A 22,664-nucleotide genomic window follows, 5' to 3' on the forward strand; every position below is an offset into this window, starting at 1 on the left:
GATGGCCCGTCCACGCACCCCGCTGCTCAGCCGAGAGCGCATCGTCGCCGCCGCGCTGCGGCTGATCGACGACGACGGGCTGGACGCCCTCTCCACCCGCCGACTCGCCACCGAGCTGTCGGTCAGCGGGCCGTCGCTCTACAACCACTTCGCCACCAAGGACGACCTGCTGGACGCGGTGGTGGACAGCGTCATCGGCGAGGTCGACCTGTCGATGTTCGGGACCGCGGAAACCACCGAGACCGCCGCAGCCGACGAAGCCGCAGGGACGGCCGGAACCGACGGAACCGCAGGGACGGCCGGAACCGCCGGCGCCCCCGCCACCCCCGCCACCCCCGCCACCCCCTGGGCCGAGGCGCTGCGCGACTGGGCCCGCTCCTACCGCGCCGCCCTGGCCGCCCACCCCAACATCGTCCCGGTGCTCGCCCAGGGCCCCCGGCGGCGGCCGAACGCGCTGCGGCTGGCCGACGCGGTCTTCGGCCACCTGGTCGAGTCCGGATGGCCGCGCGGCCAGGCCACCAGGATCGGCGCGCTGATGCGCTACTTCGTCACCGGCTCGGCCCTCGCCTCCTTCGCGGCCGGCTTCCCGGCGGACGCCGACGTCTACGACGCGGCCGACTACCCGCACCTCGGCGAGGCGCACCGGCTGGCCGGGTACCGCGGGACGGTGGACGAGGGCGCCTTCGAGACCGGGCTGGAGGCGCTGCTCGACGGCCTCACCCTGCGCTACGCCCGGCTCGCCGAGCGGACCTGAGCCGCCGGACCCCCGCCTCGCCCCCGCCCTCGCCCCGCGCCCCCGCCCTCGCCCCGCGCCCCCGCCCTCGCCCCGCGCCCCGGGGCCTCCGCCCGCGCCCCGCGCCTCGCGACCCTCCGCAGGGCGATCCCGGCCCCGCGGAAACGATTCGGCCCCCGCACCCCCGCGCTGATCGCGCCGGGGTGCGGGGGCCGAGAGTCCGACGGGCGGATCAGCCCATGTCCTCCAGTCGGACGCCCTTGGTCTCCTTCATGAACTTCGCCACGAAGAGGATGGACAGCGCCGCGAATGCGGCGTAGATCAGGTAGGTCGACGACAGGTTCCAGCGCGACATGGACGGGAACGAGACGGTGATCGCCCAGTTCGCGATCCACTGCGCGGAGGCGGCGACGGAGAGCGCGGCGGCGCGGATCCGGTTCGGGAACATCTCGCCGAGCATCACCCAGACGACCACGCCCCAGGACATCGCGAAGAACAGCACGAAGGCGTTGGCGGCGACCAGCGCCACGGTGCCCTGGAGGTCGGGCAGGGTGAGGTTGTCCCCGCTGCCGGTGGCCGAGGAGAAGGCCCAGCCGGCCGTGCCGAGCGCGACCGCCATGCCGGCCGAGCCGATCAGGGCGAGCGGCTTGCGGCCGATCCGGTCGACCAGCACGATCGCGATCACGGTGCCGAGAATGTTGATCACCGAGCCGACGAAGCTGATCAGCAGCGAGTTGCTCTGGTCGATGCCGACCGACTGCCACAGGATCGACGAGTAGTAGAAGATCACGTTGATGCCGACCAGCTGCTGGAAGACCGACAGGCCGATGCCGACCCAGACGATCGGGAGCAGGCCGAACCGGCCGCCGAGCAGGTCGCGGAAGCGCGGGCGGTGGTCGGAGGCGATCAGCGTCCGGATCTCGGTGATCCGGGCGTCGGGGTCGACGCCCTCGCCCTCGACGTCGGCGAGCACCTTGCGGGCCTCGTCCAGGCGCTCGGCCTGGATCAGGTAGCGCGGGGACTCGGGGATGACCGAGGCGAGCACGAAGTAGACCGCGGCCGGGACGACGCAGATGCCGAGCATCCACTGCCAGGCCTCCAGGCCGAGCAGGTGGCCGCGGGTGTCGCCGCCGGCGGCCTGCGCGAGCACCCAGTTGACCAGCTGGGATATCGCGATGCCGAGCACGATCGCGGCCTGCTGGAAGGAGGCCAGCCGGCCGCGGTACCTGGTCGGAGCGACCTCGGCGATGTACGTCGGGGCGATCACCGAGGCGATGCCGATGGCCGCGCCGCCGAGGACCCGCCACAGGGCGAGGTCCCAGGCGGAGAACGGCAGCATCGAGCCGACCGCGCTGACCGCGAACAGCAGCGCGCCCGCCTTCATGACCTTGATGCGGCCGTACCGGTCGGCGAACCGTCCGGCGACCGCGGCGCCGATCGCCGAGCCCAGCAGCGCCGAGGAGACGATCAGTCCGGTCACGCCGCTGCCGACGCCGAACTTCTCCTGGATGCCGGAGACGGCGCCGTTGATCACGGAGCTGTCGTAGCCGAACAGGAAGCCGCCGAGGGCCGCTGCCGCGGTGATGAAGACGACGAAGCCGAGGCGGCCGGGCGCGGGGGCCTCGACCGCCCCGGAGGGCTTCTGGGTGACGCTCACGATCTGACTCCTGGTACTCAACGCTGAGCTCGGTAGCCGAGATCGTAACCCCTATTCGTTTAAGTCTTGTACACCAGGACCCTCAAGTTTCGCTCTGAGAATTCGTAAGGTGAACAAGCAAATTGGGCCGCCACGGGAGCCCGGGCCGCGCCGGTCAGACCGGCGAGGCGAGCGAGAGCCCGAACCGGCCCTGCGGGTCGGTCCACCAGTGGGTCAGCCGCAGCCCCGCCGCCGCCAGCTCCCCGGCCACCCGCTCCCGGCGGAACTTGGCCGACACCTCCGTGCGCAGCTCCTCGCCCCGGGCGAAGTGCACCGGCAGGTCCAGGGCCGGGATCTTCACGGTCTGCGCGCGCAGCGAGCGCAGCCGCATCTCGATCCACTCCTGCTCGGCGTCCCAGAGCGCGACGTGCTCGAAGGCGTCCGGGTCGAAGTCGGCGCCCAGCTCGCGGTTGAGCACGTTGAGCACGTTCCGGTTGAACTCGGCCGTCACCCCGGCGGAGTCGTCGTAGGCGGCGACCAGCACCGCCGGGTCCTTGACCAGGTCGGTGCCGAGCAGCAGGAAGTCGCCCGGCTCCAGGGCCGCGCGCAGGCCGTGCAGGAAGGCCGCGCGCTCCAGGGGCAGCAGGTTGCCGAGGGTGCCGCCGAGGAAGGCGACCAGGCGCGGGCCGCCCTCCGGGGGCAGGCCGAGCCGGGCGGTGAAGTCGGCGAGCACGCCGTGCACCGCGAGCCCGGGGTACTCGGCGGCGAGCGCGGCGCCGGCCGAGGTCAGCGCGCTCTCGCTGACGTCCACCGGGACGTACGTCTCCAGGGTGTCGAGCGCGCGCAGGGCGTCCAGCAGCAGCCGGGTCTTCTCGGAGGAGCCGGAGCCCAGTTCGACCAGGGTGCGGGCCCCGGTGGCGGCGGCGATCTCGCCGGCCCGGGCGGCCAGGATGGCCCGCTCCGCGCGGGTCGGGTAGTACTCGGGCAGCCGGGTGATCTCCTCGAACAGCTCGCTGCCCCGGGCGTCGTAGAACCACTTCGGCGGCAGCCACTTGGGCTGGGACGTCAGCCCGTGCTGCACGTCGTGGCGCAGCGCGGTGCTGAAGTGGTCGGCGGGCAGCAGTCGGGTGAGATCGAAGGTGTCCATGACAGGGTGGTTCCTCTGTTCAGAAAGTGAAGGGAGAGTGTGGAGTGTGGGTCAGTTGCGGCCGGGGAGACGGCTCACGGTGACGCCGCGCGGGTCGGCCAGCAGCAGCGAGCCGTCCGGGACGGGCGTCCAGCCCGGAGCGTCGTCGTACGGTTCGGAGGCCACCACCGTGCCGAGGCCCGGCAGCGTGCGGTGGTACAGGGTGTCGCCCCAGGTGGTCGCGGCGATCGCGGCGCCGTCGGTGAGCAGCAGGTTGAGTCGCCCGGTGGTGTGCGCGGCGACGTCGGCGACGGTGCCCGCCAGCGCCTCGCCAGGCCCGGCGCCGGCCCGCAGCCGGTGCAGGGTCAGTGCCCACAGCAGCGCCGAGTCGGTGCGCGCCTCGAGGTCCAGCAGCTCGGCCGGGGGCAGCAGGGCGGCCAGCGCGTCCAGCTTGCCGGGCCAGCCGGCCACCGCGCCGTTGTGGCTGAACAGCCAGCGCTCGGCGGCGTACGGCGCGGCCGCGCCCTCGCCCGGCGCGCAGCCCTCGGTGGCGGAGCGGACGGCGGCCAGCAGTGCCCGGGTGCGGACCACCCGGGCGAGGTCGGCGAAGGTCTCGTCCGCCCAGATCGGCCCGGTCCGGCGGTAGCGGGCGGGCACCTCGTCCCCGTCCGCGTACCAGCCGAGGCCGAAGCCGTCCGCGTTGACCGTGCCGTACTGCTGGACCCGGGGCGCCCAGGACTGGCGGTACAGCCCGAACGGCGGGTGCACCAAAAGCTCTCGGGGCGCCACCGGCTCGCCCACATAGGCGATGTGACGACACATCAGGCCGCCTCCAGGTCGCGCGCGGTGCGGAACCCGGCGAAGATCTGCCGACGGATCGGGTAGTCCCAGTTGCGGAACGTGCCCCGGCAGGCGACCGGCGCCACCGCGAAGCAGCCGCCGCGCAGCACCTTGTACTCGGGGCCGAAGAAGACCTCCGAGTACTCCCTGTACGGCCAGGCCCGGAAGCCGGGGTAGGGGCGGAAGTCGCTGGCCGTCCACTCCCACACGTCACCGATCAACTGCCGGACGCCGTACGGGGACTGGCCCTGCGGATAGCTGCCCGCCCCGGCCGGGCGCAGGTGGCGCTGGCCGAGGTTGGCGTGCTCGGGGCCGGGCGGGCCGTCACCCCAGGGGTAGCGGCGGGAGCGGCCGGTGGCCGGGTCGTGGCGGGCCGCCTTCTCCCACTCCGCCTCGGTCGGCAGCCGCCGTCCTGCCCACCGGGCGTACGCGTCCGCCTCGTACCAACTGACGTGCAGCACCGGCTCGTTCGGCTCGACCGGCGCCACCGCGCCGAAGCGCCGGCGGAGCCACTGGCCGTCCTGGTGGTGCCAGAAGAGCGGGGCGGTCAGGTCGGCGCGCCGACGGTGCTCCCAGCCCTCCGGCGTCCACCAGCGCGGGTCGTCGTAGCCGCCGTCCGCGATGAAGCGCTGGTAGGCGGCGTTGGTGACCGGGGTGGTGTCCAGCAGGAAGGCCGGCAGGTCGACGGTGTGCGCCGGGCGCTCGTTGTCCAGGGCCCACGGTTCGGTGTCCGTGCCCATGGTGAACGGGCCCGCGGGGATGAGGACTTCGGCGGGCAGGGTGGCCGCGTCGGCGGGTGCGGGCGGCGGCGGGGGAGCGGCCAGGGCCGGCTCGCCCCGGCGGAGCTGGTGGGTGATCAGCATCGTCTCGTCGTGTTGCTGCTCGTGCTGGGCGATCATCCCGAACGCGAACCCGGCCTCCAGCAGCGGCGCGCCCTCCAGCGGGCTGGCGGCCAGCAGGTCCAGCACCCGGCCGCGCACCTCGTGGGCGTAGGCGCGGGCCTCGGCGGGCGGCAGCAGCGGCAGGCCGGGGCGCTCGGCGCGGGGGTGCTGGAAGGCGTCGTACAGCGGATCGATCTCGGGGTGCATAGGGTCGCGGCCACCGACGTTGCGCAGCAGCCAGAGCTCCTCCTGGTTGCCGATGTGCGCGAGGTCCCAGACCAGCGGCGACATCAGCGGGGAGTGCTGGGCGGTGAGATCGCCGTCCTCGACGCAGTCGGTCAGTGCGGCGGTGCGGGCGCGGGCGGCCAGCAGCTCGGTGGCGATGCTCTCGCGCAGCGCCTCGGTGCCGATGCTGCCGATGCTGCCGATGGTGTCGATACCACCGATGGTGCCGGTGGTGGTGGCGTCGGTGGCGGCGGCGCCGGCGGGGGTGGTGGCGTCGGTGCGGTCCGTGCGGCCTGCCCCGGTGCCCCCGTGGGGTCGGATGTCGGTCATGGTGCGGCCTCCTCCGGGGGAGTGCGTAGGGCGCCGGAGCGCAGGGCGTCCAGCTGGTCGTCGGCCGGGCAGCGGCCGCGCGCGGGGTAGCGCTCGGCGAACTCGGCGACGGCGGCGCGCAGCCGTCCGGCACCGGGCAGGCGGCCCAGCGCGGCGTCGGCGGCGGCGAAGCAGGCGAGGGCGGCCCGGCGGAGTTCGGGGTCGGCCATGGCCAGGGTGGCGGCGCGGCGCCAGACCTCGCTGCGCGGCGCGCGCGGACCGTGCGCCCCCGTCGGCGGCTCCAGCGGCTCCACCGCGGCCAGCGCGGCGTCGGCGGCCACCGGGTCGTCCAGCAGCGCGGTGACCAGTGCGGCGACCACCACCCAGCCGTCCCCGGGCTGGGCGTCGACCATCCGCAGCTCGAGGTGGCCGCGCGGGCGTACCGGCGGGAAGAGGGTGGTGCGGTGGTATTCCAAGTCGTCGAGCGTGGGCGGGCGTTCGCCCGCACCGCCGATCCAGTCGCCGAAGGTCAGTCCGGCCGGGGCCGTCCACGGCAGACCCTCGGGCCTTCGCACGCACAGCACCCGGGCGTCCAGCACGTACTGCGCCCAGGCCTCGCGAGGGTCCCCGTGGTCCGGCTCGGGGGCGAGCGTGCGGGTCGGGTCCATCCGCGACCAGACGGTCTGTCGGGTGGACCGGTGGCCCGTCGGACTTCCGTCCAGGACAGGGGAGTTGGCGAAGGCGGCGACCAGCACCGGGCCCAGCCGGTGGGCCAGGCTCCAGCGGCGCTCGATCGCGTGCGGGCCGCCCGCCTCGCCGGCGTCCAGGCACACCTGCACCGACGCGGTACCCGTCATCATGATCCGGCCCCAGGGCCCGGCGGAGTCGAAGAAACGCTCCATCGCGAGGTAGCGGGGGTGGTCCAGCACCATCCGTCGGGGGCGGGCCAGGGGGTCCGTCCCGGTGCCGGTGAGTCGCAGGCCCTGCGCCGCGAAGGCGGCCCGCAGGGCGGTCAGATCGCGTCGGGTGTCCTCGACGCAGGCCAGGAGGCCGGTGGCGGGCGGGGAGCTGAGCTCGACCTGTCCGCCGGGTTCGAGCGTGACGCGCGAACCGGAGGGGAGCGAGGTGCCGTCCGGGCCGCCGAGGGGCAGCGACTCCAGTGCGGCGTGGAGCAGTTCGGGCCGTACGGGCCGGGAGGGACATCGTTCGTCATGGACGAACCACTCGACCTCCACCCCCACCAGCCGGGGCGGTCCGATCTTGAAGCAGACGCCCGACACGTGGCTGCGCGCCCCCGATTCGGTCAACGGGGTCACCCCCGGCGGGGGCGGTGGCGTGCTCTGCCGGTCGGGCGGAGTGGTGCGGGATACCGGTATCACCGGACTCACCATCCTCGGGATCACGATTGCGGCCCGGTCTACCCTGCCCAGTCTGCTACGGAGCATGCGGGGGCGCCCCGCAAAATTCGCATGAACATCCGTTTCCGCAGGTCAGAAGTGTGGCGAACGGGTGATGCCGGGGTTTTTCGGCGGGTCGGCGGGCCGCGTTCCGAGGGCGGACGAGAGAGGCATGTGCCGGGGTCACAAGCGCTCCAACCGCTCCAGGACGGTCGCCAGCACCGGGCCTGGCAGGGCGTAGTTCAGACGCAGTGAACCCCGGCCGCCGGGGCCGAACTCGGCGCCGTCGGAGGCCTCCAGACCGCAGCGCTCCAACAGCGCCCGGCGGGCGTTCGCGGGCGGCAGACCGAGCGCGGCCGCGTCCAGCCAGAGCAGGTAGGAGGCCCGCGGGGCGGAGCGGACGGCGGGCCCGAGGCGGTCGGTCAGCAGGGTGCGGGCGGCGGCCAGATGGGCGAGCAGCGCGTCCAGCCAGGGGCCGCCCTCGCGCAGTGCCGCCTGCTGCACGGTCTGCTCCAGCAGGCCGCCCTCCCAGAGGCCGTAGCCGGCCAGCGCCTCGGCGAACCGGGTGCGCAGGGCGGGGTCGGGAACGAGGGCGAAACTGCTGGGAATCCCGGAGCAGTTGAAGGTCTTGCCCACGGAGTTGAGGGTGACGACGAGGTGCCGGTGCGCCGGGTCGGCGACGGAGACGGCGACGGGGTGGGCGGCGCCGGGACGGGTGGCGTCCGGCTGGGCGGCGTCGGGGTGGGTGAGGTCGCCGTGCACCTCGTCCGAGACCAGCAGCGCGCCGCCTTCGGCTGCCGAGGCGGCGAGACCGCGCACCGCGTCGGCCGGCCAGACCGTGCCGGAGGGATTGTGCGGGTTGGTCAGCAGCACCGCTCCGGCGGGACGGGGGAGCGGGCCGGGTGGCAGCCGGTAGCCGCCCGGGCCCCGGAGTAGCGGCAGCTCGCGGTACGGGAGGCCGGCGGCGCGGCAGAGCTGGGCGAAGCCGCCCCACTCGGGGGTGGGGAAGAGCACGGGGGCCTGCGGCCGTACGGTCTCCAGCAGGACGCGCAGGGCGGTGCGCGGGCCGCAGGGCAACAGCAGCACCCAGTCCGGGTCGACCTCGGCGCCGTGCCGGGCGCGGTACCAGTCGGCCACCAGCGTGCGGCCGGCCAGGTCGCACACCGTGTAGCCGTACGCGCGGTGGCGGGCGCGCCGCTCCAGCGCCGCGGCGACGGCGGGCGGGCCGGGCAGGTCCATGTCCGCGAGGCCCATCGGGATCACCCCGGGGGCGTCGGCGCGGGCCCACTTGCTGCTGCCGGTCCCGGCGCGGTCGAAGGGGGCGTCGAATCCGAATCCGAATCCGAATCCGAATCCGAATCCGAATCCGAAGCCGGGGCCGGGGTCGGAGGCGCCGCGGACAGGTGACAGATTTCGAAATCTGTCACCTGTCCGCTGAAAGCCGTCGTCTGTCATCTGTTCGCCGTCACCCGCTCTCCGTCACCGTCCTCCGGCAACCGCGTCCCGCCGCGACCGCCGTTCGACGCCCGTCATCGGCCACCCGCCCCGCCAGGTGCGCCGCCAGCCCCCGGTGCCCCCGGCGCATCATCACCGCGTGGTTGGCCCGGAACAACGGGTGCAGCGGCAGGGCGAGCCGTCGCAGCAGGGCCTTGCCGGGCCGGGTGTCCTCCTCGAACAGCACCCGGCTGCCCGAGCCGTCGGCCGTCACCGTGAACCGGGACCATCCGGTCAGGTCGCCGCTCATGGCCACCTCCAGCACCCCGGCGACCGGGTCGCGCCGGCTCGCCGCCAGGCCGATCACCAGCCGGTACGGCAGCAGCGCCCGCACCACCACGTCCCCGGAGTCCTCCCCGGTCGGCCGGACCTCGCGGATCTCCGGCCACCACAGCGGGTAGCCGCGCACGTCCTCCAGTGCCGCGTACACGAGGGGTGCCGGGGCCGCGAGCCGCCAGACGCCCCGGAATCGGTAGTGGTTGGGGTCCACGGCCCCACCCTAGAGCCGGCCCGGCCGGCCCGGAGGGCGAATGCCGTCGGAGCGTTGCCGAGCCGGTCCGCGGTACGGGTCGAACCGGAGGCGAACGCGCCGGAAGCGCCCGTTCGTAGGGAAGGGTGCACTCCGCTTGCACCCGTTCGAGGTGCGAGGGAGGATCTTCTGTGCTTGTAGTCTCATCAGTCACGGCAGCATCCCCAGGGCGCTGCATCCCCAGAACCGGAGTGAAGGAGTCACAGGCATGCGGCGACCGAACTGGGTACCGGAGGGCACGGACCTGGACAAACCGAACGCCGCGCGGGTCTACGACTACTACCTGGGGGGCTCGCACAACTTCGAGGTCGACCGGGAGATGGCCCGCAAGGCGATCGCCCTGTGGCCGGAGCTGCCGCAGATCATGCGCTCCAACCGCGCCTTCCTGCGCCGCGCCGTGACCTTCCTCGCCGAGCAGGGCATCAGCCGCTTCCTGGACATCGGCTCCGGCATCCCGACCTTCGGCGCGGTGCACGACATCGCCCGGGCGATCCGCCCCGAGGCCGAGGTCGTCTACGTGGACCGCGACCCGGTCGCCGTCGCACACAGCCGCCTGCTGCTCGAGGACGACCACGGCAGCCACGTCGTCCAGGCCGACCTGCGCGACGTCGCCGACCTGCTGGCCCGCCCCGAGGTCACCGAACTGCTCGCGGCCGGCGAGCCGGTGGCCGTGCTGCTGGTCGCCGTCGCCCACTTCGTCACCGACGAAGAGGACCCGTGGAAGCTGGTCGGCGTGATCCGCGACGCCCTCCCGCCCGGCAGCGCGCTGGTGCTCTCGCACGCCTCCCTCGAAGGCCGCCCCGACCAGGCCGAGGACCACCAGAAGCTCTACCAGCGGACGCCGACCCCGCTGACCATGCGCACCCACGAGCAGATCACCGCGATGTTCTCCGGCTTCGAACTGGTCGAGCCGGGCGTGGTCCACCTGCCGCTGTGGCGCCCGGACCAGCCCGGCACGGTCGGCGAGCACCCCGAGCGGATAGCCGGGGTGGCGGGCGTGGGGTTCCGCCCTTGATCGGACGCGACGGACGACGCACCGACGGCCGCACGCCCCGCGCGGCGGCCGCCGGGAGCGCTGCGCCGGGGACGGGCGGCAGCGGGACACGCACCGCCCGAACCGGCGTGCACCCCAGAGGAACCAGGTTCAGCAGATGAGTACCACCCCGGTGCGCGGCAACGCGGAGCGCTTCCACGAGGACTGGGCCCGGCTGCTCTCCGCCGACCACGGCATCGCCGTCCACCCCGGCCTGCTCGGCCGGCTGGTCGCGCGCACCGCCGCGCTGCTGCACCGCGCCCAGGAGGACGACCCGTTCGAGCCGCGACTGGCCGCGCTGGCCGGCGCCGAACTGGTCGGCGCGCACTTCACCGACCCGGTGCTGCTGGCCAGGGCGGTCGAACTGCTCCAGGCCCAGCCCGTCCCCGACGACCGCGGCCCGGCCCTGACCGGCGCCTTCGCGGCCGGCTGGGCGGGGGCCCTGCGCGAGCGCACGCTGACCGAACAGGAGGCGATCCGCACCGCCGCCGACTCCGCCCGCAAGGAGGCCGAGCGGGCGCTGCGCGCCTCCGAGGCGCGGTTCCGGGCGCTGTTCGAGAGCGCCGCCATCGGTATCGGCATCGGCGACACGGACGGCAACATCCTGGCGGTCAACAAGGCCCTCCAGGAGCTGTTCGGCGCCGGCCCGGAGGACATGATCGGCCGCCGGGTCGGCGACCTCGTCCACCCCGAGGACACCCCGGGCGTGTGGGAGGCGTACGAGGAGCTGATCAGCGGCAAGCGGGACTACTTCCAGTTCGACAAGCCGTACTACCGCCAGGACGGCGAGATCATCTGGACCCACCTGACCGTCTCGCTGATCCGCGACGACGACGGCACGCCGCAGTACCAGGTCGCGATGCTGGAGGACGTCACCGACCGCTACCGGCTCCAGGAACGGCTGCGCCACCAGGCCACCCACGACCCGCTGACCGGCCTGCCCAACCGTGCGGCCTTCTTCGAGCGGCTGGAGAAGCTGTTCGAGGAGCCCGAGCCCGGCGCCCGCTTCGGCCTCTGCTACGTCGACCTCGACGGCTTCAAGGTGGTCAACGACAGCCTCGGCCACGACATGGGCGACCAGCTGCTGGCCGCCGTCGCTGCCCGGCTGAAGGCCGCCCTCAGCCCGCTCGGCCACCTGGTGGCCCGGCTCGGCGGCGACGAGTTCGTCGTCCTGCTGGAGAAGTGCCGGGGCGAGCAGGAGGCGGTGGCCGCAGCGAAGACCGTGCTCAAGGCGCTGGCCGGGCCGGTGCTGATCGGCGACCACAAGCTCGCCGTCGGCGCCAGCGTCGGCGTGCTGGAGCGGCGGGTGTCCACCACCACCCCCGGCGCCGCCGTCCGGGCCGCCGACCTCACGCTGTACCGCGCCAAGGAGGCCGGCCGCGGCCGCTGGACGCTGTTCGACCCCAAGGAGAACGCCCGGGCGGTCAGCCGCTACGCGGTGTCGGTGCGGATGCCCGCGGCCCTCGACCGCGGCGAGTTCTTCATCGACTACCAGCCGCTCTACCGCCTCGCGGACGGCCGGCTGGCCGCCGTGGAGGCACTGGTGCGCTGGCGCCACCCCCAGCTCGGCGTGCTCGGCCCGGACGAGTTCGTCACCACCGCCGAGGAGACCGGGCTGATCATGCCGCTCGGACGCTGGGTGCTGGAGCAGGCCTGCGGCCAGGCCGCGGACTGGATCAAGCGGTACGGCGACGCCGCCCCGCAGCTCAACGTCAACCTGGCGGTCCGGCAGGCCCGCAGCGCCGCCCTGGTCACCGACCTCGGCCGGATCCTCGACAGCACCGGACTGGACCCGGCCCGGCTGCAGCTGGAGATCACCGAGTCGACCGTGGTCGGCCCCGAGGACGAGGCGCTGCGCACCCTGCACGGGCTGGTCGACCTCGGGGTGTCGCTGGCCGTGGACGACTTCGGCACCGGCTGGTCCAACCTCGCCTACCTGCGCGACCTGCCGGTCTCCGGGCTGAAGATCGCCGGCTCCTTCGTCGGCGACCTGCACGAACCGGGGAAGGACGAGTCCACCGGGTGGCGGATCGTCAGCGGACTGGTCTCGATGGCGCACGCGCTCGGACTGAACGTCACCGCCGAGGGCGTGGAGACCCACCGGGACGCCGAGCGGCTGCGGACCCTGGGCTGCGACTGGGCGCAGGGCTGGCACTTCGGGCGCCCGGTGCGGCCGGACGAGATCGCCCGGCGGATCGTGGAGGAGCCGTTGGGGCGCCCGGTCGAGGAGCGCTGAGGCAGGCCTGGCGCTCGGGCCCCGGTCGGGGCCGGCTCGGGTTCCGCGGCGAACGGCGAACGACTGACCGCCGACAGATGACGGCCAACAGATGACGGATGACAGCTGACAGATTTTGAAATCTGTCAGCTGTCATCCGTTGGCCGTCGTTACGCCCCCGCGCCCCCGCTCAGCCGACCAGTCGGGAGAGCTCGATCGAGTGGCCCGTCCGCTCCACCTTCGCCCGCAGGTAGCGGACGTTGCTCGCCGACAGGTGCACCCCGGTCGGCACCCGGCGCCGTACGGCGATCCCCAGCCCGGCCAGCTGCGCCGCCTTGTCCGGGTTGTTGCTCAACAGGTCGATGCCGGTCGCGCCGGTGGTGCCGAGCGCGCCGAGCATCTGGGCGGCCGCGGTGTAGTCCCGGCCGTCCTCGGGCAGACCGAGCGCGGTGTTGGCGTCGTACGTGTCCAGGCCGGAGTCCTGGAGGGCGTAGGCGTCCAGCTTGTTGTAGAGCCCGATGCCCCGGCCCTCCTGCCGCAGGTAGAGCAGGTACCCGCCGGCCTCGCTGATCAGCTCCACCGACTCGCGCAGCTGCGGACCGCAGTCGCAGCGGTCCGAGCCGAAGACGTCGCCGGTCAGGCACTCGGAGTGCAGGCGAACCAGCGGCGTCCCGCCCTCGGGGACCGTGCCGAGCGCGAGCGCCAGGTGCTCGGCGCCGTCGGCGAGGCCGTGGAAGGTGAAGGCCTCCGCCTCGGCGCGGTAGCCGTCGGGGAAGGTCAGCGGGATGCGCACGCGCGAGCGCACCGTGGCGGAGCCGGGCTGCGGCATGGGCGGGTCTCCGTGGATCAGGGGTGGATCGGGGGGTGGAACGAGGGTGGATCGGAGGTCGACCGTACTAGGTAGTTCCAATTTGAACAACTACGGATGATGCCGGGCCCGACCACGGAGGCGCCCGGCGCCCCGTCGGTCCCGACCGTCCCCACCACGGCTTCCAGCATGTGGATGGTGCGGGACCCGCGGTGTGGACACTGCGAGACTGGCCGCGTTTCCTGGGCACGTCCCTCAGGCCCGCCGGGACAACCGCGCCATGCCCATCGACGACACGGAAGGGTCCTGACCAGATGCCGACGACCCCCGCCACCCCCAACTCCTCCTCCTCCTCCTTCGACGCCGAGCAGCGCGCGATCGAGGCGCTCTACGCGGACGTGGTCCGCCGCAACCGGGGCGAGGACGAGTTCCACCAGGCCGTCCACGAGGTGCTGGAGACCCTGGCGCCGGTGCTCGCCCACCGCCCCGAACTCCTCGACGCCCGGATCATCGAGCGGATCTGCGAGCCCGAGCGGCAGCTCATGTTCCGGGTGCCGTGGACGGACGACTCCGGCGACATCCACGTCAACCGCGGCTTCCGGGTGGAGTTCAGCAGCGCCCTCGGCCCGTACAAGGGCGGACTGCGCTTCCACCCCTCGGTGAACCTCGGCATCGTCAAGTTCCTCGGCTTCGAGCAGATCTTCAAGAACGCGCTCACCGGCCTGCCCATCGGCGGCGGCAAGGGCGGCTCCGACTTCGACCCCAAGGGCCGCTCGAACGCCGAGATCATGCGGTTCTGCCAGTCCTTCATGACCGAGCTGTACCGTCACCTCGGCGAGTACACCGACGTGCCGGCCGGGGACATCGGCGTCGGCGGCAGGGAGATCGGCTACCTCTTCGGTCAGTACAAGCGGATCACCAACCGGTACGAGAGCGGCGTGCTCACCGGGAAGGGCCTCGGCTGGGGCGGCGCGCAGGTCCGCACCGAGGCCACCGGCTACGGCTGCGTCATGTTCACCTCCGAGATGCTGCACAGTCGCGGTGAGAGCCTGGACGGGCGCCGGGTGGTCGTCTCCGGATCCGGCAACGTCGCGGTCTACGCGATCGAGAAGGCGCAGCAGCTCGGCGCGACCGTGCTCACCTGCTCCGACTCCTCCGGCTACGTCGTGGACGAGAAGGGCATCGACCTCGACCTGCTCAAGGAGGTCAAGGAGGTCCGGCGGGGCCGGGTGTCCGACTACGCCCGACTGCGCGGCGGCCACGTCCGGTTCGTCGACGGTCCGAGCGTGTGGAGCGTGCCCTGCGACGTCGCGCTGCCCTGCGCCACCCAGAACGAGCTGTCCGAGGCCGACGCGCTGGCCCTGGTGCGCAACGGGGTGCTCGCCGTCGCCGAGGGCGCGAACATGCCCACCACCCCGGCGGCGGTGCGGGTGTTCCAGGAGGCCGGGGTGGCCTTCGGCCCGGGCAAGGCGGCGAACGCGGGCGGCGTCGCGACCAGCGCGCTGGAGATGCAGCAGAACGCCTCGCGGGACTCCTGGACCTTCCAGCACACCGAGGAGCGGCTGGCCGGGATCATGAAGCACATCCACGACTCCTGCTTCACCACCGCTGAGCGCTACGGCCACCCGGGCAACTACGTGGTCGGCGCGAACATCGCCGGCTTCGAGCTGGTCGCGGACGCGATGCTGGCCCAGGGCCTGATCTGACCCGCCGTGTCACGGCCGCCGGCCCCGAGCCGCCGACGGCCGTCGCCCGGCGATCGGTACCCGACCCGAGCGGGCACCGATTGTCGGGTGCGGCAGGGTGGGTCCTTCCTACGGTGGACGCAGTAAGGGAAGGACGGGGGTCGGCGTGCTGGAGCACCTGAACCGGGCGATGGACCGGATCGAACGGGACCTGGACCGCGAGGTCGACGTGGCCGAGCTGGCGCGGATCGCGATGACGTCGGAGTACCACTTCCGGCGGCTGTTCTCGATGCTCGCCGGAATGCCGCTGTCGGAGTACGTCAGGCGTCGGCGGCTCACCGTCGCCGGGGCCGAAGTGCTGGACGGCGAACGGACGTTGCTCGACATCGCGGTCCGGTACGGGTACTCCTCGGGGGAGGCGTTCGCCCGGGCGTTCCGGGCCATGCACGGAGTCGGGCCGGGCGAGGCCCGGCGCGGCGGTGCGGTGCTCGTCTCCCAGCCCCGGATGTCCTTCCGACTCGTCGTGGAAGGAAGCAGCAGCATGGAGTACCGGATCGTCGAGAGGCCGGACTTCCGGATCGTCGGCCGGAAGGCCCGGGTCACCCTGATCTACGTGGGGATCAACCCGGGGATCGCCGAGTTCATCAAGGGGCTCGGCAAGGAGACGGTCGAACGGATCGCCGCCCTGTCCGGGGACGACCCGGCCGGGATCGTCTCGGTGAGCGACGACTTCTCGCCGAACCGCGAGGAGGGGTCCGAACTCGACTACTGGCACGCGGTGGTGGCGCGCGAGGGGGTCGCCGTCCCGGCGGACCTGGACGTGCTGGACGTACCGGCGGGCACCTGGGCGGTGTTCACCAACACCGGGCCGTTCCCGCAGGCCTTGCAGGAGATGTGGGGGGACGTGGCCGCCCAGTGGTTCCCGTCCAACCCGTACGAGGCGCGGCCGGGCCCGGAGATCCTCCGGACCCGCTTCGTCCCGGGGACGGCCGACGCCGAGGCGGAGCTGTGGATCCCGGTGGCGCGGGCCGTGCGCGGCTGACAGGTGACAGCCGACGGATAACCGACAACGGATAACCGAAAACGGATGACAGATGACAGCTGACAGATTTCGAAATCTGTCAGCTGTCATCTGTTCGTCCGCCCCCTGTCCGCGCCCCGGATGCCCCGTCCGCGCCGCCCCGCCCACCCCGTTCGGCCCACCACCGCCCGCCAAGCTCCGCCCCTGCCCCGCATGCTGGGGCAGGAGGTGCGGGGGCCGAGGCGCCGAAGACCCGGGGGTTCCCGAGCAACGACCAAGCTGCGAGGACATGACGTCATGAAGCAGACCTCCGTGACCACCAACACCCCCTGCTGGACGGAGCTGGGCACCTCAGACCCGCCCGCCGCACGGGCCTTCTACACCGAGCTCTTCGGCTGGCAGGAGGACCACAGCGCCCGCCCAGGGGACGGCGACTACACCCAGATGCTGGTCGGGGGCGCCCCGGTCGCCGCCATCACCCCGCGCTACGCCCCGCAGCAGCCGATCGCCTGGACGGTCTGCATCGCGGTCGCCGACGCCGACGCGACCGCCGCGAGGATCAAGGAGTCCGGCGGCCGGATCCTGAAGGACCCCACCGACGCGTTCGACTTCGGCCGCTTCTCGGTGGCCGCCGACCCGTCCGGCGCGGTGTTCATCCTCTGGCAGGGCCGCTCCTTCAAGGGCGCCGGCGTGTTCAACGAGCCCGGTTCGCTCGGCTGGGCGGAACTGCTCACCCGCGACCCGTCCGGCTCGCTCGCCTTCTACCCCGCGGTCTTCGGCTGGGACGTCGCCCCGTCCGAGAGCTACCCCCAGTGGCGGCTGGACGGCCGGGACTTCGGCGGCATGCTGACGATGGACGACCGCTTCCCGCCGCAGGTGGCCCCGCACTGGCTGCCGTACTTCGCGGCCGTCGACGTCGACGACACCGTCAGCCGGGCGGCGGCGCTCGGCGGGGACGTGCTGATGCCCGCCACCGGCACGCCTGGCGGCCGGCGGATCGCCGTGCTGCGCGACCCCCAGGGCGCCGCGTTCGGCGTCTACACCGCCGGCGCCGAGGGCTGACCGGCACGCCGCAGGGCGCGCGAGCGACGCCACCCGGCCGCCGCCACCCCGGCCGCCCCCGTCGTGACGGCCAGCGAGCCCAGCGGCACCACGTCGCCGACCCGGTCGTACCAGGTCAGCGTCCCGGGCGCGGTGAGCGGCAGCCGGACGGTCAGCGCCCCGGTGCCGTCGGTGCCGAGCCGGGCGAGCTCCCGGCCCTGGGCGTCGAAGGCGGCCGAGACCCCGGTCAGCGAGGCCTGCACGGCCGGCCGGCCGGTCTCGGCGGCCCGGATCGCCGCCAGCGAGACGTGCTGCTCGGGCGCCCAGGTGTGCTGGAAGGTCGAGGTCGAGGACTGGTAGACCAGCACCCGGGCGCCGTCCCGGGCGGCGGTGCGGGCCATGTCGGGGAAGGCCGACTCGAAGCAGATCAGCGCCCCGACGGGCAGCGGCGCACCCGCCCGGTCGGTGGCGGCCAGGAGGTGGAAGGACGTGCCGGGTGCCCGGTTCTCGCCCGCGGCCCGGCTGACCCCGGCGATCCAGCCGAGCATCGGCCGCAGCGGGATGTACTCGCCGAACGGCACCAGCCGGATCTTGCGGTAGCGGTCCACCACGCCGGTGGGGGAGACCAGCACCGCGTCCTTGGAGATCGGCCCGTCGGCCTTGCGGGCGTCCTCCCCGGCGACGACCTCGGCGCCGGTGGCCGCGGCGAGTCGGCGCAGCGCGTCCAGCGCGGCCGGGTCGCGGTCCAGGTCGGCGACGGTGCTGCTCTCGCCCCACACGACCAGGTCCACCGGCCGGCCGACCAGTCCGGCGGTGATCCGCGCGCTCGCCTCGAACCGGGCCTGCGGGTCCTCCACGATGCCGGGCTGGACCAGCGCCACGGTCACCGCCCCGTCGCCGGCTGGCGCCGCACGCAGCGCGAACAGCAGCGGGCCGCACGCCAGCACCAGCACCACGGACCCGGCGGCGAGGGCCCGCGGCCGCCGGTGCACCGCGGTCAGCGCGATCAGCACCCCGGTGTTCACCGCCACCACCGCCGCGCTGACCAGCCAGATCCCGCCGGCCGAGGCCAGCCCGAGGATCGCCGGGTGCTGCCACTGGGTGGCGCCGAGCAGCGCCCACGGCCCGCCGAGCGCGGGCCAGGACCGCGCGTACTCGGTGGTCACCCAGACCGCCGGCACGACCAGCAGCGCCAGCGCCGCCCGACGGGCGGTCAGCCGCGGGTGCAGCAGCCGGTGCACGGCGTATCCGACGGCGCTCTGGAGCGCCCCGAACAGCACCGCGAGCACGGGCAGTCCCGGCCCGATGGACGGGACCAGCCAGTACATCGCGGTCAGGATGAACCCCGAGCCGAACCACCAGCCGCGTACCGCCGCCTCCCGGCCCGACGGCGCCCGCTGCATCAGCAGCAGTCCGGGGACGAGCGCGACCCACGCCAGCCAGGCCTGCCCGGGCGCGGGGAAGGCGAGCACCGGTACCGCTCCGGCCGCCAGCGCACCGATCCGCGCGCGGTACCGGTGCGGCGCGTGGGGCTCCCGTTCCTCGGCGGCAGGCGTGCTCAGGGTCGGGCTGGCGGGAGCGGAGCGACGCGGCATGACCCGTATTGTCCGCTGGAAGGGCGTACACCACCAGTACGTTGATCAGCCGAACGGGTGACGGAAACATGACGTCCGGAACCAGTGGCCTCAGTCGTACCAATGGACGCGATCGAACTGATGAGCCGGTCCGCCGGCGCACCGCCGCGTCGGCCGGCGCACCCGGGACAGGCCGGCGACCCCGGGGCGGGGCCGGGAGCCGAGAGCCCCGGCCCCGCCCCGCCCGCGCGTGCATGCGTGCGTGCGGGGCGTGCGTGCGTGCGGGCGGCCTCAGCCCTCGCCGCCCTCCAGGTCCCCCTCGGTCTCCAGGAACGCGGCCTGCAGCTGCTGGATCAGCTCCGGGTCCGGCTGCTCCCACAGCCCGCGGCTCGCCGCCTCCAGCAGCCGCTCGCTGATCCCGTGCAGCGCCCACGGGTTGGCGCCTGCCAGGAACTCCCGGTTGACCGGGTCGAGGACGTACTCCTGGGTCAGCTTCTCGTACATCCAGTCCGCGACCACGCCCGTGGTGGCGTCGTAGCCGAACAGGTAGTCCACCGTCGCGGCCATCTCGAAGGCGCCCTTGTAGCCGTGGCGGCGCATCGCCTCGATCCAGCGCGGGTTGACCACCCGCGCGCGGAACACCCGGGCGGCCTCCTCGGTCAGGGTGCGGGTGCGGACCGTCTCCGGGCGGGTCGAGTCGCCGATGTAGGCGGTCGGCGCCTTGCCGGTGAGGGCGCGCACGGTGGCCACCATGCCGCCGTGGTACTGGAAGTAGTCGTCCGAGTCGGCGATGTCGTGCTCGCGGGTGTCGGTGTTCTTCGCGGCGACGGTGATCCGCTTGTACGCGGTCTCCATCTCCTCGCGCGCCGGGCGCCCGTCCAGCCCGCGGCCGTACGCGTAGCCGCCCCAGACGGTGTACACCTCGGCCAGGTCGGCGTCGGTGCGCCAGTCCCGGCTGTCGATCAGCTGGAGCAGGCCCGCGCCGTACGTGCCCGGGCGGGAGCCGAAGACGCGGACGGTGGCCTTGCGCTCGTCGCCGTGCACCGCGAGGTCGGCCTGGACATGGGCGCGGACGAAGTTCTGCTCGTCGGGTTCCTCCTGGGTGGCTGCCAGGCGCACCGCGTCGTCCAGCAGGGCGACCACGTGCGGGAAGGCGTCCCGGAAGAAGCCGGAGATGCGCAGCGTGACGTCGATGCGCGGGCGGCCCAGCTCGGCCGTCGGGATCGGCTCCAGGCCGGTGACCCGGCGCGAGGCGTCGTCCCAGACCGGGCGGACGCCGAGCAGGGCGAAGGCCTCGGCGATGTCGTCCCCGGCGGTGCGCATCGCGCTGGTGCCCCAGAGCGAGAGCCCGACCGAGGGCGGGTAGGTGCCGTCGTTGTCCGCGCGGTAGCGCTCGACCAGCGAGGCGGCGAGGGCCTGGCCGGTCTCCCAGGCGAGCTTGCTGGGGACGGCCTTCGGGTCGACGGAGTAGAAGTTGCGGCCGGTCGGCAGCACGTTGACCAGGCCGCGCAGCGGCGAGCCGGAGGGCCCGGCCGGGACGAAGCCGCCCTGCAGCGCGTGCAGCACGGCGTCCAGCTCGTCGGTGGTGGCGGCCAGGCGGGGCACCACCTGGGTGGCGGCGAACTCGAGGACCCGGTGCACGGCCTCGGGCCGCCCGGCGGCGACCTTCTCCACCGCCTCGGGCGCCCAGTCCTCCGCCTCCATCGCCTCGACCAGCGCCCGGGCCTCGGCCTCGGCCGCGTCGGTGGCGCCCAGGGTCGGCGCCGCCTCGTCCAGCCCGAGCGCCTCGCGCAGGCCGGGCAGGGCGCTGACGCCGCCCCAGATCTGCCGGGCGCGCAGGATGGCGAGCACGATGTTGACCCGGTCGGTGCCGGCCGGGGCCTGGCCGAGGACGTGCAGACCGTCGCGGATCTGGGCGTCCTTGACCTCGCAGAGCCAGCCGTCGACGTGCAGCAGGAAGTCGTCGAAGCCGTCGTCCTCGGGGCGCTCGTCCAGGCCGAGGTCGTGGTCGAGCCTGGCGGCCTGGATCAGGGTCCAGATCTGGGCGCGGATCGCCGGCAGCTTGGCCGGGTCCATCGCGGCGATGTTGGAGTGCTCGTCCAGCAGCTGCTCCAGGCGGGCGATGTCGCCGTAGGAGTCGGCGCGGGCCATCGGCGGGACGAGGTGGTCGACGAGCGTGGCGTGGGCGCGGCGCTTGGCCTGGGTGCCCTCGCCCGGGTCGTTGACCAGGAAGGGGTAGACCAGCGGCAGGTCGCCGAGGACGGCGTCCGGGCCGCACTCGGCGGACAGCGCGGCGGTCTTGCCGGGCAGCCACTCCAGGTTGCCGTGCTTGCCGAGGTGGATCACCGCGTGGGCGCCGAAGCCGCCGTCCTCCCGGGCGGCCTCGATCCAGCGGTAGGCGGCCAGGTAGTGGTGGCTCGGCGGCAGGTCGGGGTCGTGGTAGATGGCGACCGGGTTCTCGCCGAAGCCGCGCGGCGGCTGGATCAGCACGAGCAGGTTCCCGGAGCGGATCGCGGCCAGCACGATGTCGCCGTCCGGGTTCTGCGAGCGGTCGACGTACAGCTCGCCGGGGGCCGGGCCCCAGTGCTCCTCGACCCGGTCGCGCAGGCCCTGCGGGAGGGTGGCGTACCAGCGGCGGTAGTCGGCGGCGGGGATGCGCACCGGGTTGCGGGCCAACTGGTCCTCGGTGAGCCAGTCCTGGTCGTAGCCGCCGGCCGCGATCAGGGCGTGGATCAGCGCGTCGCCCTCGTGGCCGCCGTCGCCGTCGTCGAACGAGGGGAGGTCGTCCCCGAGGTCCATGCCCTCCGCGCGCAGCCGCTCCAGCAGCCGTACCGCGCTGGCCGGGGTGTCCAGGCCGACGGCGTTGCCGACCCGGGCGTGCTTGGTCGGGTACGCGGACAGCACCAGCGCGAGGCGGCGCTCGGCGGCCGGGACGTGCCGCAGCCGGGCGTGCTTGACGGCGGTGCCGGCCACGCGGGCGGCGCGCTCCGGGTCGGCCGCGTAGACGGTGAGGCCGTCCTCGTCCAGCTCCTTGAAGGAGAACGGGACGGTGATCAGGCGGCCGTCGAACTCCGGCACCGCGATCTGGGTGGCGGTGTCGAGCGGGGACAGCCCGTCGTCGCTGCCCTCCCACTGGGCCCGCGACCAGGTGAGGCAGAGCGCCTGGAGGATCGGGCGGTCGAGCGCGGCCAGCGCGCCCGCGTCCCAGGCCTCCTCGTCCCCGCCGGCCTGGGCGTCGGCCGGGCGGGTGCCGCCGGCGGCGAGCACGGTGGTGACGATCGCGTCCGCCTCGCCGAGTGCGGCCAGCAGCTCGGGCTCGGCGCCGCGCAGCGAGGCACAGTAGTAGGCCCGGGCCTGGGCGCCCTGGTCCTCGACGGCCCGGCAGAGGGTCTCCACGAAGGCGGTGTTGCCGCTCATGTGGTGGGCCCGGTAGTAGAGCACCGCCACCGTCGGGCCCTCGGACGTACGGGCTTCGCGCTCCAGCGGGCCCCAGGCCGGCGCGGAGGCGGGCGGGGCGAAGCCGTGGCCGGTCAGCAGCACGGTGTCGGAGAGGAAGGCGCCCAGCTCGGCCAGGTTGGCCGCGCCGCCGTGGGCCAGGTAGGCGTGTGCCTCGGCGGCGATGCCCGCCGGGACGGTGGACAGCTCCATCAGCTGGGCGTCGGGGGCCTGTTCGCCCGTCAGCACGACCACCGGGCGGGGGCCGGCCAGCAGCGAGTCCAGGCCCTCCTGCCAGGCGCGGCGTCCGCCGAGCAGGCGGACGACGACGAGGTCGGTGCCCTCCAGCAGCGCGGGCAGGTCCTCGGGGGTCAGGCGGGCCGGGTTGCCGAGCCGGTAGCGGACCGGCCCCTCGGAGGCACGGGCACTGAGCAGGTCGGTGTCGGACGTCGACAGCAGCAGGATCATGCGAAGGCCCTCCCGGCCTCGTCGGTGGCCGGGGTGGCCGGGATCTGGGCCGGGTCGGCCGCGCGGTCGACCGGGGTGGTCGTGGCGGCGGCCTGGTCGGCCGCGGAGACGGCCGGAACGACCGTGGTGGCGGCCGAGGACGCGGGCGCGGGCATGCGAAAGCGCTGGAACATTTCTGCCTTCCTCGGGGTCCGCGCCCCGGGCCGGTGGAGGA

Annotated in this window: 17 protein-coding genes; 6 read left to right on the forward strand and 11 right to left on the reverse strand. The window is 73.9% G+C overall.

The genetic code is table 11. The annotated features are described in order from the left end of the window. The first annotated feature begins 1 nt into the window (after position 1). A complete protein-coding gene (locus ACGF0D_RS11805; protein WP_392915054.1) occupies positions 2–754 on the forward strand; it encodes a TetR/AcrR family transcriptional regulator in 753 nt (250 codons plus the stop codon). A 211-nt stretch (positions 755–965) separates the two neighbouring features. Here the strand turns inward: ACGF0D_RS11805 and ACGF0D_RS11810 are convergent, their stop codons facing one another. From ACGF0D_RS11810 to ACGF0D_RS11840, 7 genes are all read right to left on the reverse strand, one after another. Next, positions 966–2,393, reverse strand: a complete 1,428-nt coding sequence (locus tag ACGF0D_RS11810) for a sugar porter family MFS transporter (RefSeq protein WP_392875803.1) — start codon at positions 2,391–2,393, stop codon at positions 966–968. 151 nt (positions 2,394–2,544) lie between these two features. After that, a complete protein-coding gene (gene egtD / locus ACGF0D_RS11815; protein WP_392875470.1) occupies positions 2,545–3,516 on the reverse strand; it encodes an L-histidine N(alpha)-methyltransferase in 972 nt (323 codons plus the stop codon). 51 nt (positions 3,517–3,567) lie between these two features. Next, complete coding sequence (gene egtC / locus ACGF0D_RS11820; protein ID WP_392915056.1) at positions 3,568–4,317, reverse strand: ergothioneine biosynthesis protein EgtC; 750 nt, start codon at positions 4,315–4,317, stop codon at positions 3,568–3,570. Continuing rightward, positions 4,317–5,771 carry an ergothioneine biosynthesis protein EgtB gene (gene egtB, locus ACGF0D_RS11825; RefSeq protein ID WP_392915059.1) on the reverse strand — a complete coding sequence of 485 codons (1,455 nt, stop codon included), beginning with the start codon at positions 5,769–5,771 and terminating at the stop codon, positions 4,317–4,319. Before egtB ends, egtC begins: the two co-directional genes overlap by 1 nt. Beyond that, positions 5,768–7,066: an ergothioneine biosynthesis glutamate--cysteine ligase EgtA gene (egtA, locus tag ACGF0D_RS11830; RefSeq protein ID WP_392915221.1), complete on the reverse strand. Its 1,299-nt coding sequence runs from the start codon at positions 7,064–7,066 to the stop codon at positions 5,768–5,770. Before egtA ends, egtB begins: the two co-directional genes overlap by 4 nt. Before the next feature lie 264 nt (positions 7,067–7,330). Further along, positions 7,331–8,401, reverse strand: a complete 1,071-nt coding sequence (locus tag ACGF0D_RS11835) for an aminotransferase class I/II-fold pyridoxal phosphate-dependent enzyme (protein WP_392915063.1) — start codon at positions 8,399–8,401, stop codon at positions 7,331–7,333. 211 nt (positions 8,402–8,612) lie between these two features. Continuing rightward, positions 8,613–9,131 carry an SRPBCC family protein gene (locus ACGF0D_RS11840; protein WP_392915066.1) on the reverse strand — a complete coding sequence of 173 codons (519 nt, stop codon included), beginning with the start codon at positions 9,129–9,131 and terminating at the stop codon, positions 8,613–8,615. A gap of 247 nt (positions 9,132–9,378) precedes the next feature. On the opposite strand from ACGF0D_RS11840, the gene ACGF0D_RS11845 reads away from it, so the two are divergent. Continuing rightward, on the forward strand, positions 9,379–10,185 hold the full coding sequence (locus ACGF0D_RS11845) for an SAM-dependent methyltransferase (RefSeq protein WP_392915069.1): 807 nt from the start codon (positions 9,379–9,381) through the stop codon (positions 10,183–10,185). 136 nt (positions 10,186–10,321) lie between these two features. Beyond that, the gene (locus ACGF0D_RS11850) at positions 10,322–12,439 is read left to right on the forward strand and encodes a putative bifunctional diguanylate cyclase/phosphodiesterase (RefSeq protein WP_392915072.1); all 2,118 of its coding nucleotides are present in this window, start codon (positions 10,322–10,324) and stop codon (positions 12,437–12,439) included. Between the two features lie 169 nt (positions 12,440–12,608). Here ACGF0D_RS11850 and ribA read toward each other — a convergent pair whose 3' ends face one another. Next, a complete protein-coding gene (ribA, locus tag ACGF0D_RS11855) occupies positions 12,609–13,247 on the reverse strand; it encodes a GTP cyclohydrolase II (RefSeq protein WP_392875491.1) in 639 nt (212 codons plus the stop codon). A gap of 293 nt (positions 13,248–13,540) precedes the next feature. Between ribA and gdhA the strand changes: the two genes are divergently transcribed. From gdhA to ACGF0D_RS11870, 3 genes are all read left to right on the forward strand, one after another. After that, positions 13,541–14,932, forward strand: a complete 1,392-nt coding sequence (gene gdhA / locus ACGF0D_RS11860; protein WP_392915075.1) for an NADP-specific glutamate dehydrogenase — start codon at positions 13,541–13,543, stop codon at positions 14,930–14,932. A 145-nt stretch (positions 14,933–15,077) separates the two neighbouring features. Continuing rightward, complete coding sequence (locus ACGF0D_RS11865) at positions 15,078–15,953, forward strand: GyrI-like domain-containing protein (protein WP_392915078.1); 876 nt, start codon at positions 15,078–15,080, stop codon at positions 15,951–15,953. 276 nt (positions 15,954–16,229) lie between these two features. Next, positions 16,230–16,994, forward strand: a complete 765-nt coding sequence (locus tag ACGF0D_RS11870; protein ID WP_392915081.1) for a VOC family protein — start codon at positions 16,230–16,232, stop codon at positions 16,992–16,994. Here ACGF0D_RS11870 and lnt read toward each other — a convergent pair. The 3 genes from lnt to ACGF0D_RS11885 form a co-directional block, all read right to left on the reverse strand. Beyond that, positions 16,970–18,568, reverse strand: a complete 1,599-nt coding sequence (lnt, locus tag ACGF0D_RS11875; RefSeq protein ID WP_392915084.1) for an apolipoprotein N-acyltransferase — start codon at positions 18,566–18,568, stop codon at positions 16,970–16,972. The genes ACGF0D_RS11870 and lnt overlap by 25 nt on opposite strands. A 270-nt stretch (positions 18,569–18,838) precedes the next feature. Beyond that, complete coding sequence (gene cobN / locus ACGF0D_RS11880; protein ID WP_392915086.1) at positions 18,839–22,450, reverse strand: cobaltochelatase subunit CobN; 3,612 nt, start codon at positions 22,448–22,450, stop codon at positions 18,839–18,841. After that, the gene (locus tag ACGF0D_RS11885; protein ID WP_392875509.1) at positions 22,447–22,623 is read right to left on the reverse strand and encodes a hypothetical protein; all 177 of its coding nucleotides are present in this window, start codon (positions 22,621–22,623) and stop codon (positions 22,447–22,449) included. The genes cobN and ACGF0D_RS11885 overlap by 4 nt, the downstream gene beginning before the upstream one ends. Positions 22,624–22,664 lie beyond the last annotated feature (41 nt).

It is taken from the genome of Kitasatospora sp. NPDC048298 (genome assembly GCF_043201465.1).
Lineage (GTDB): Bacteria > Actinomycetota > Actinomycetes > Streptomycetales > Streptomycetaceae > Kitasatospora.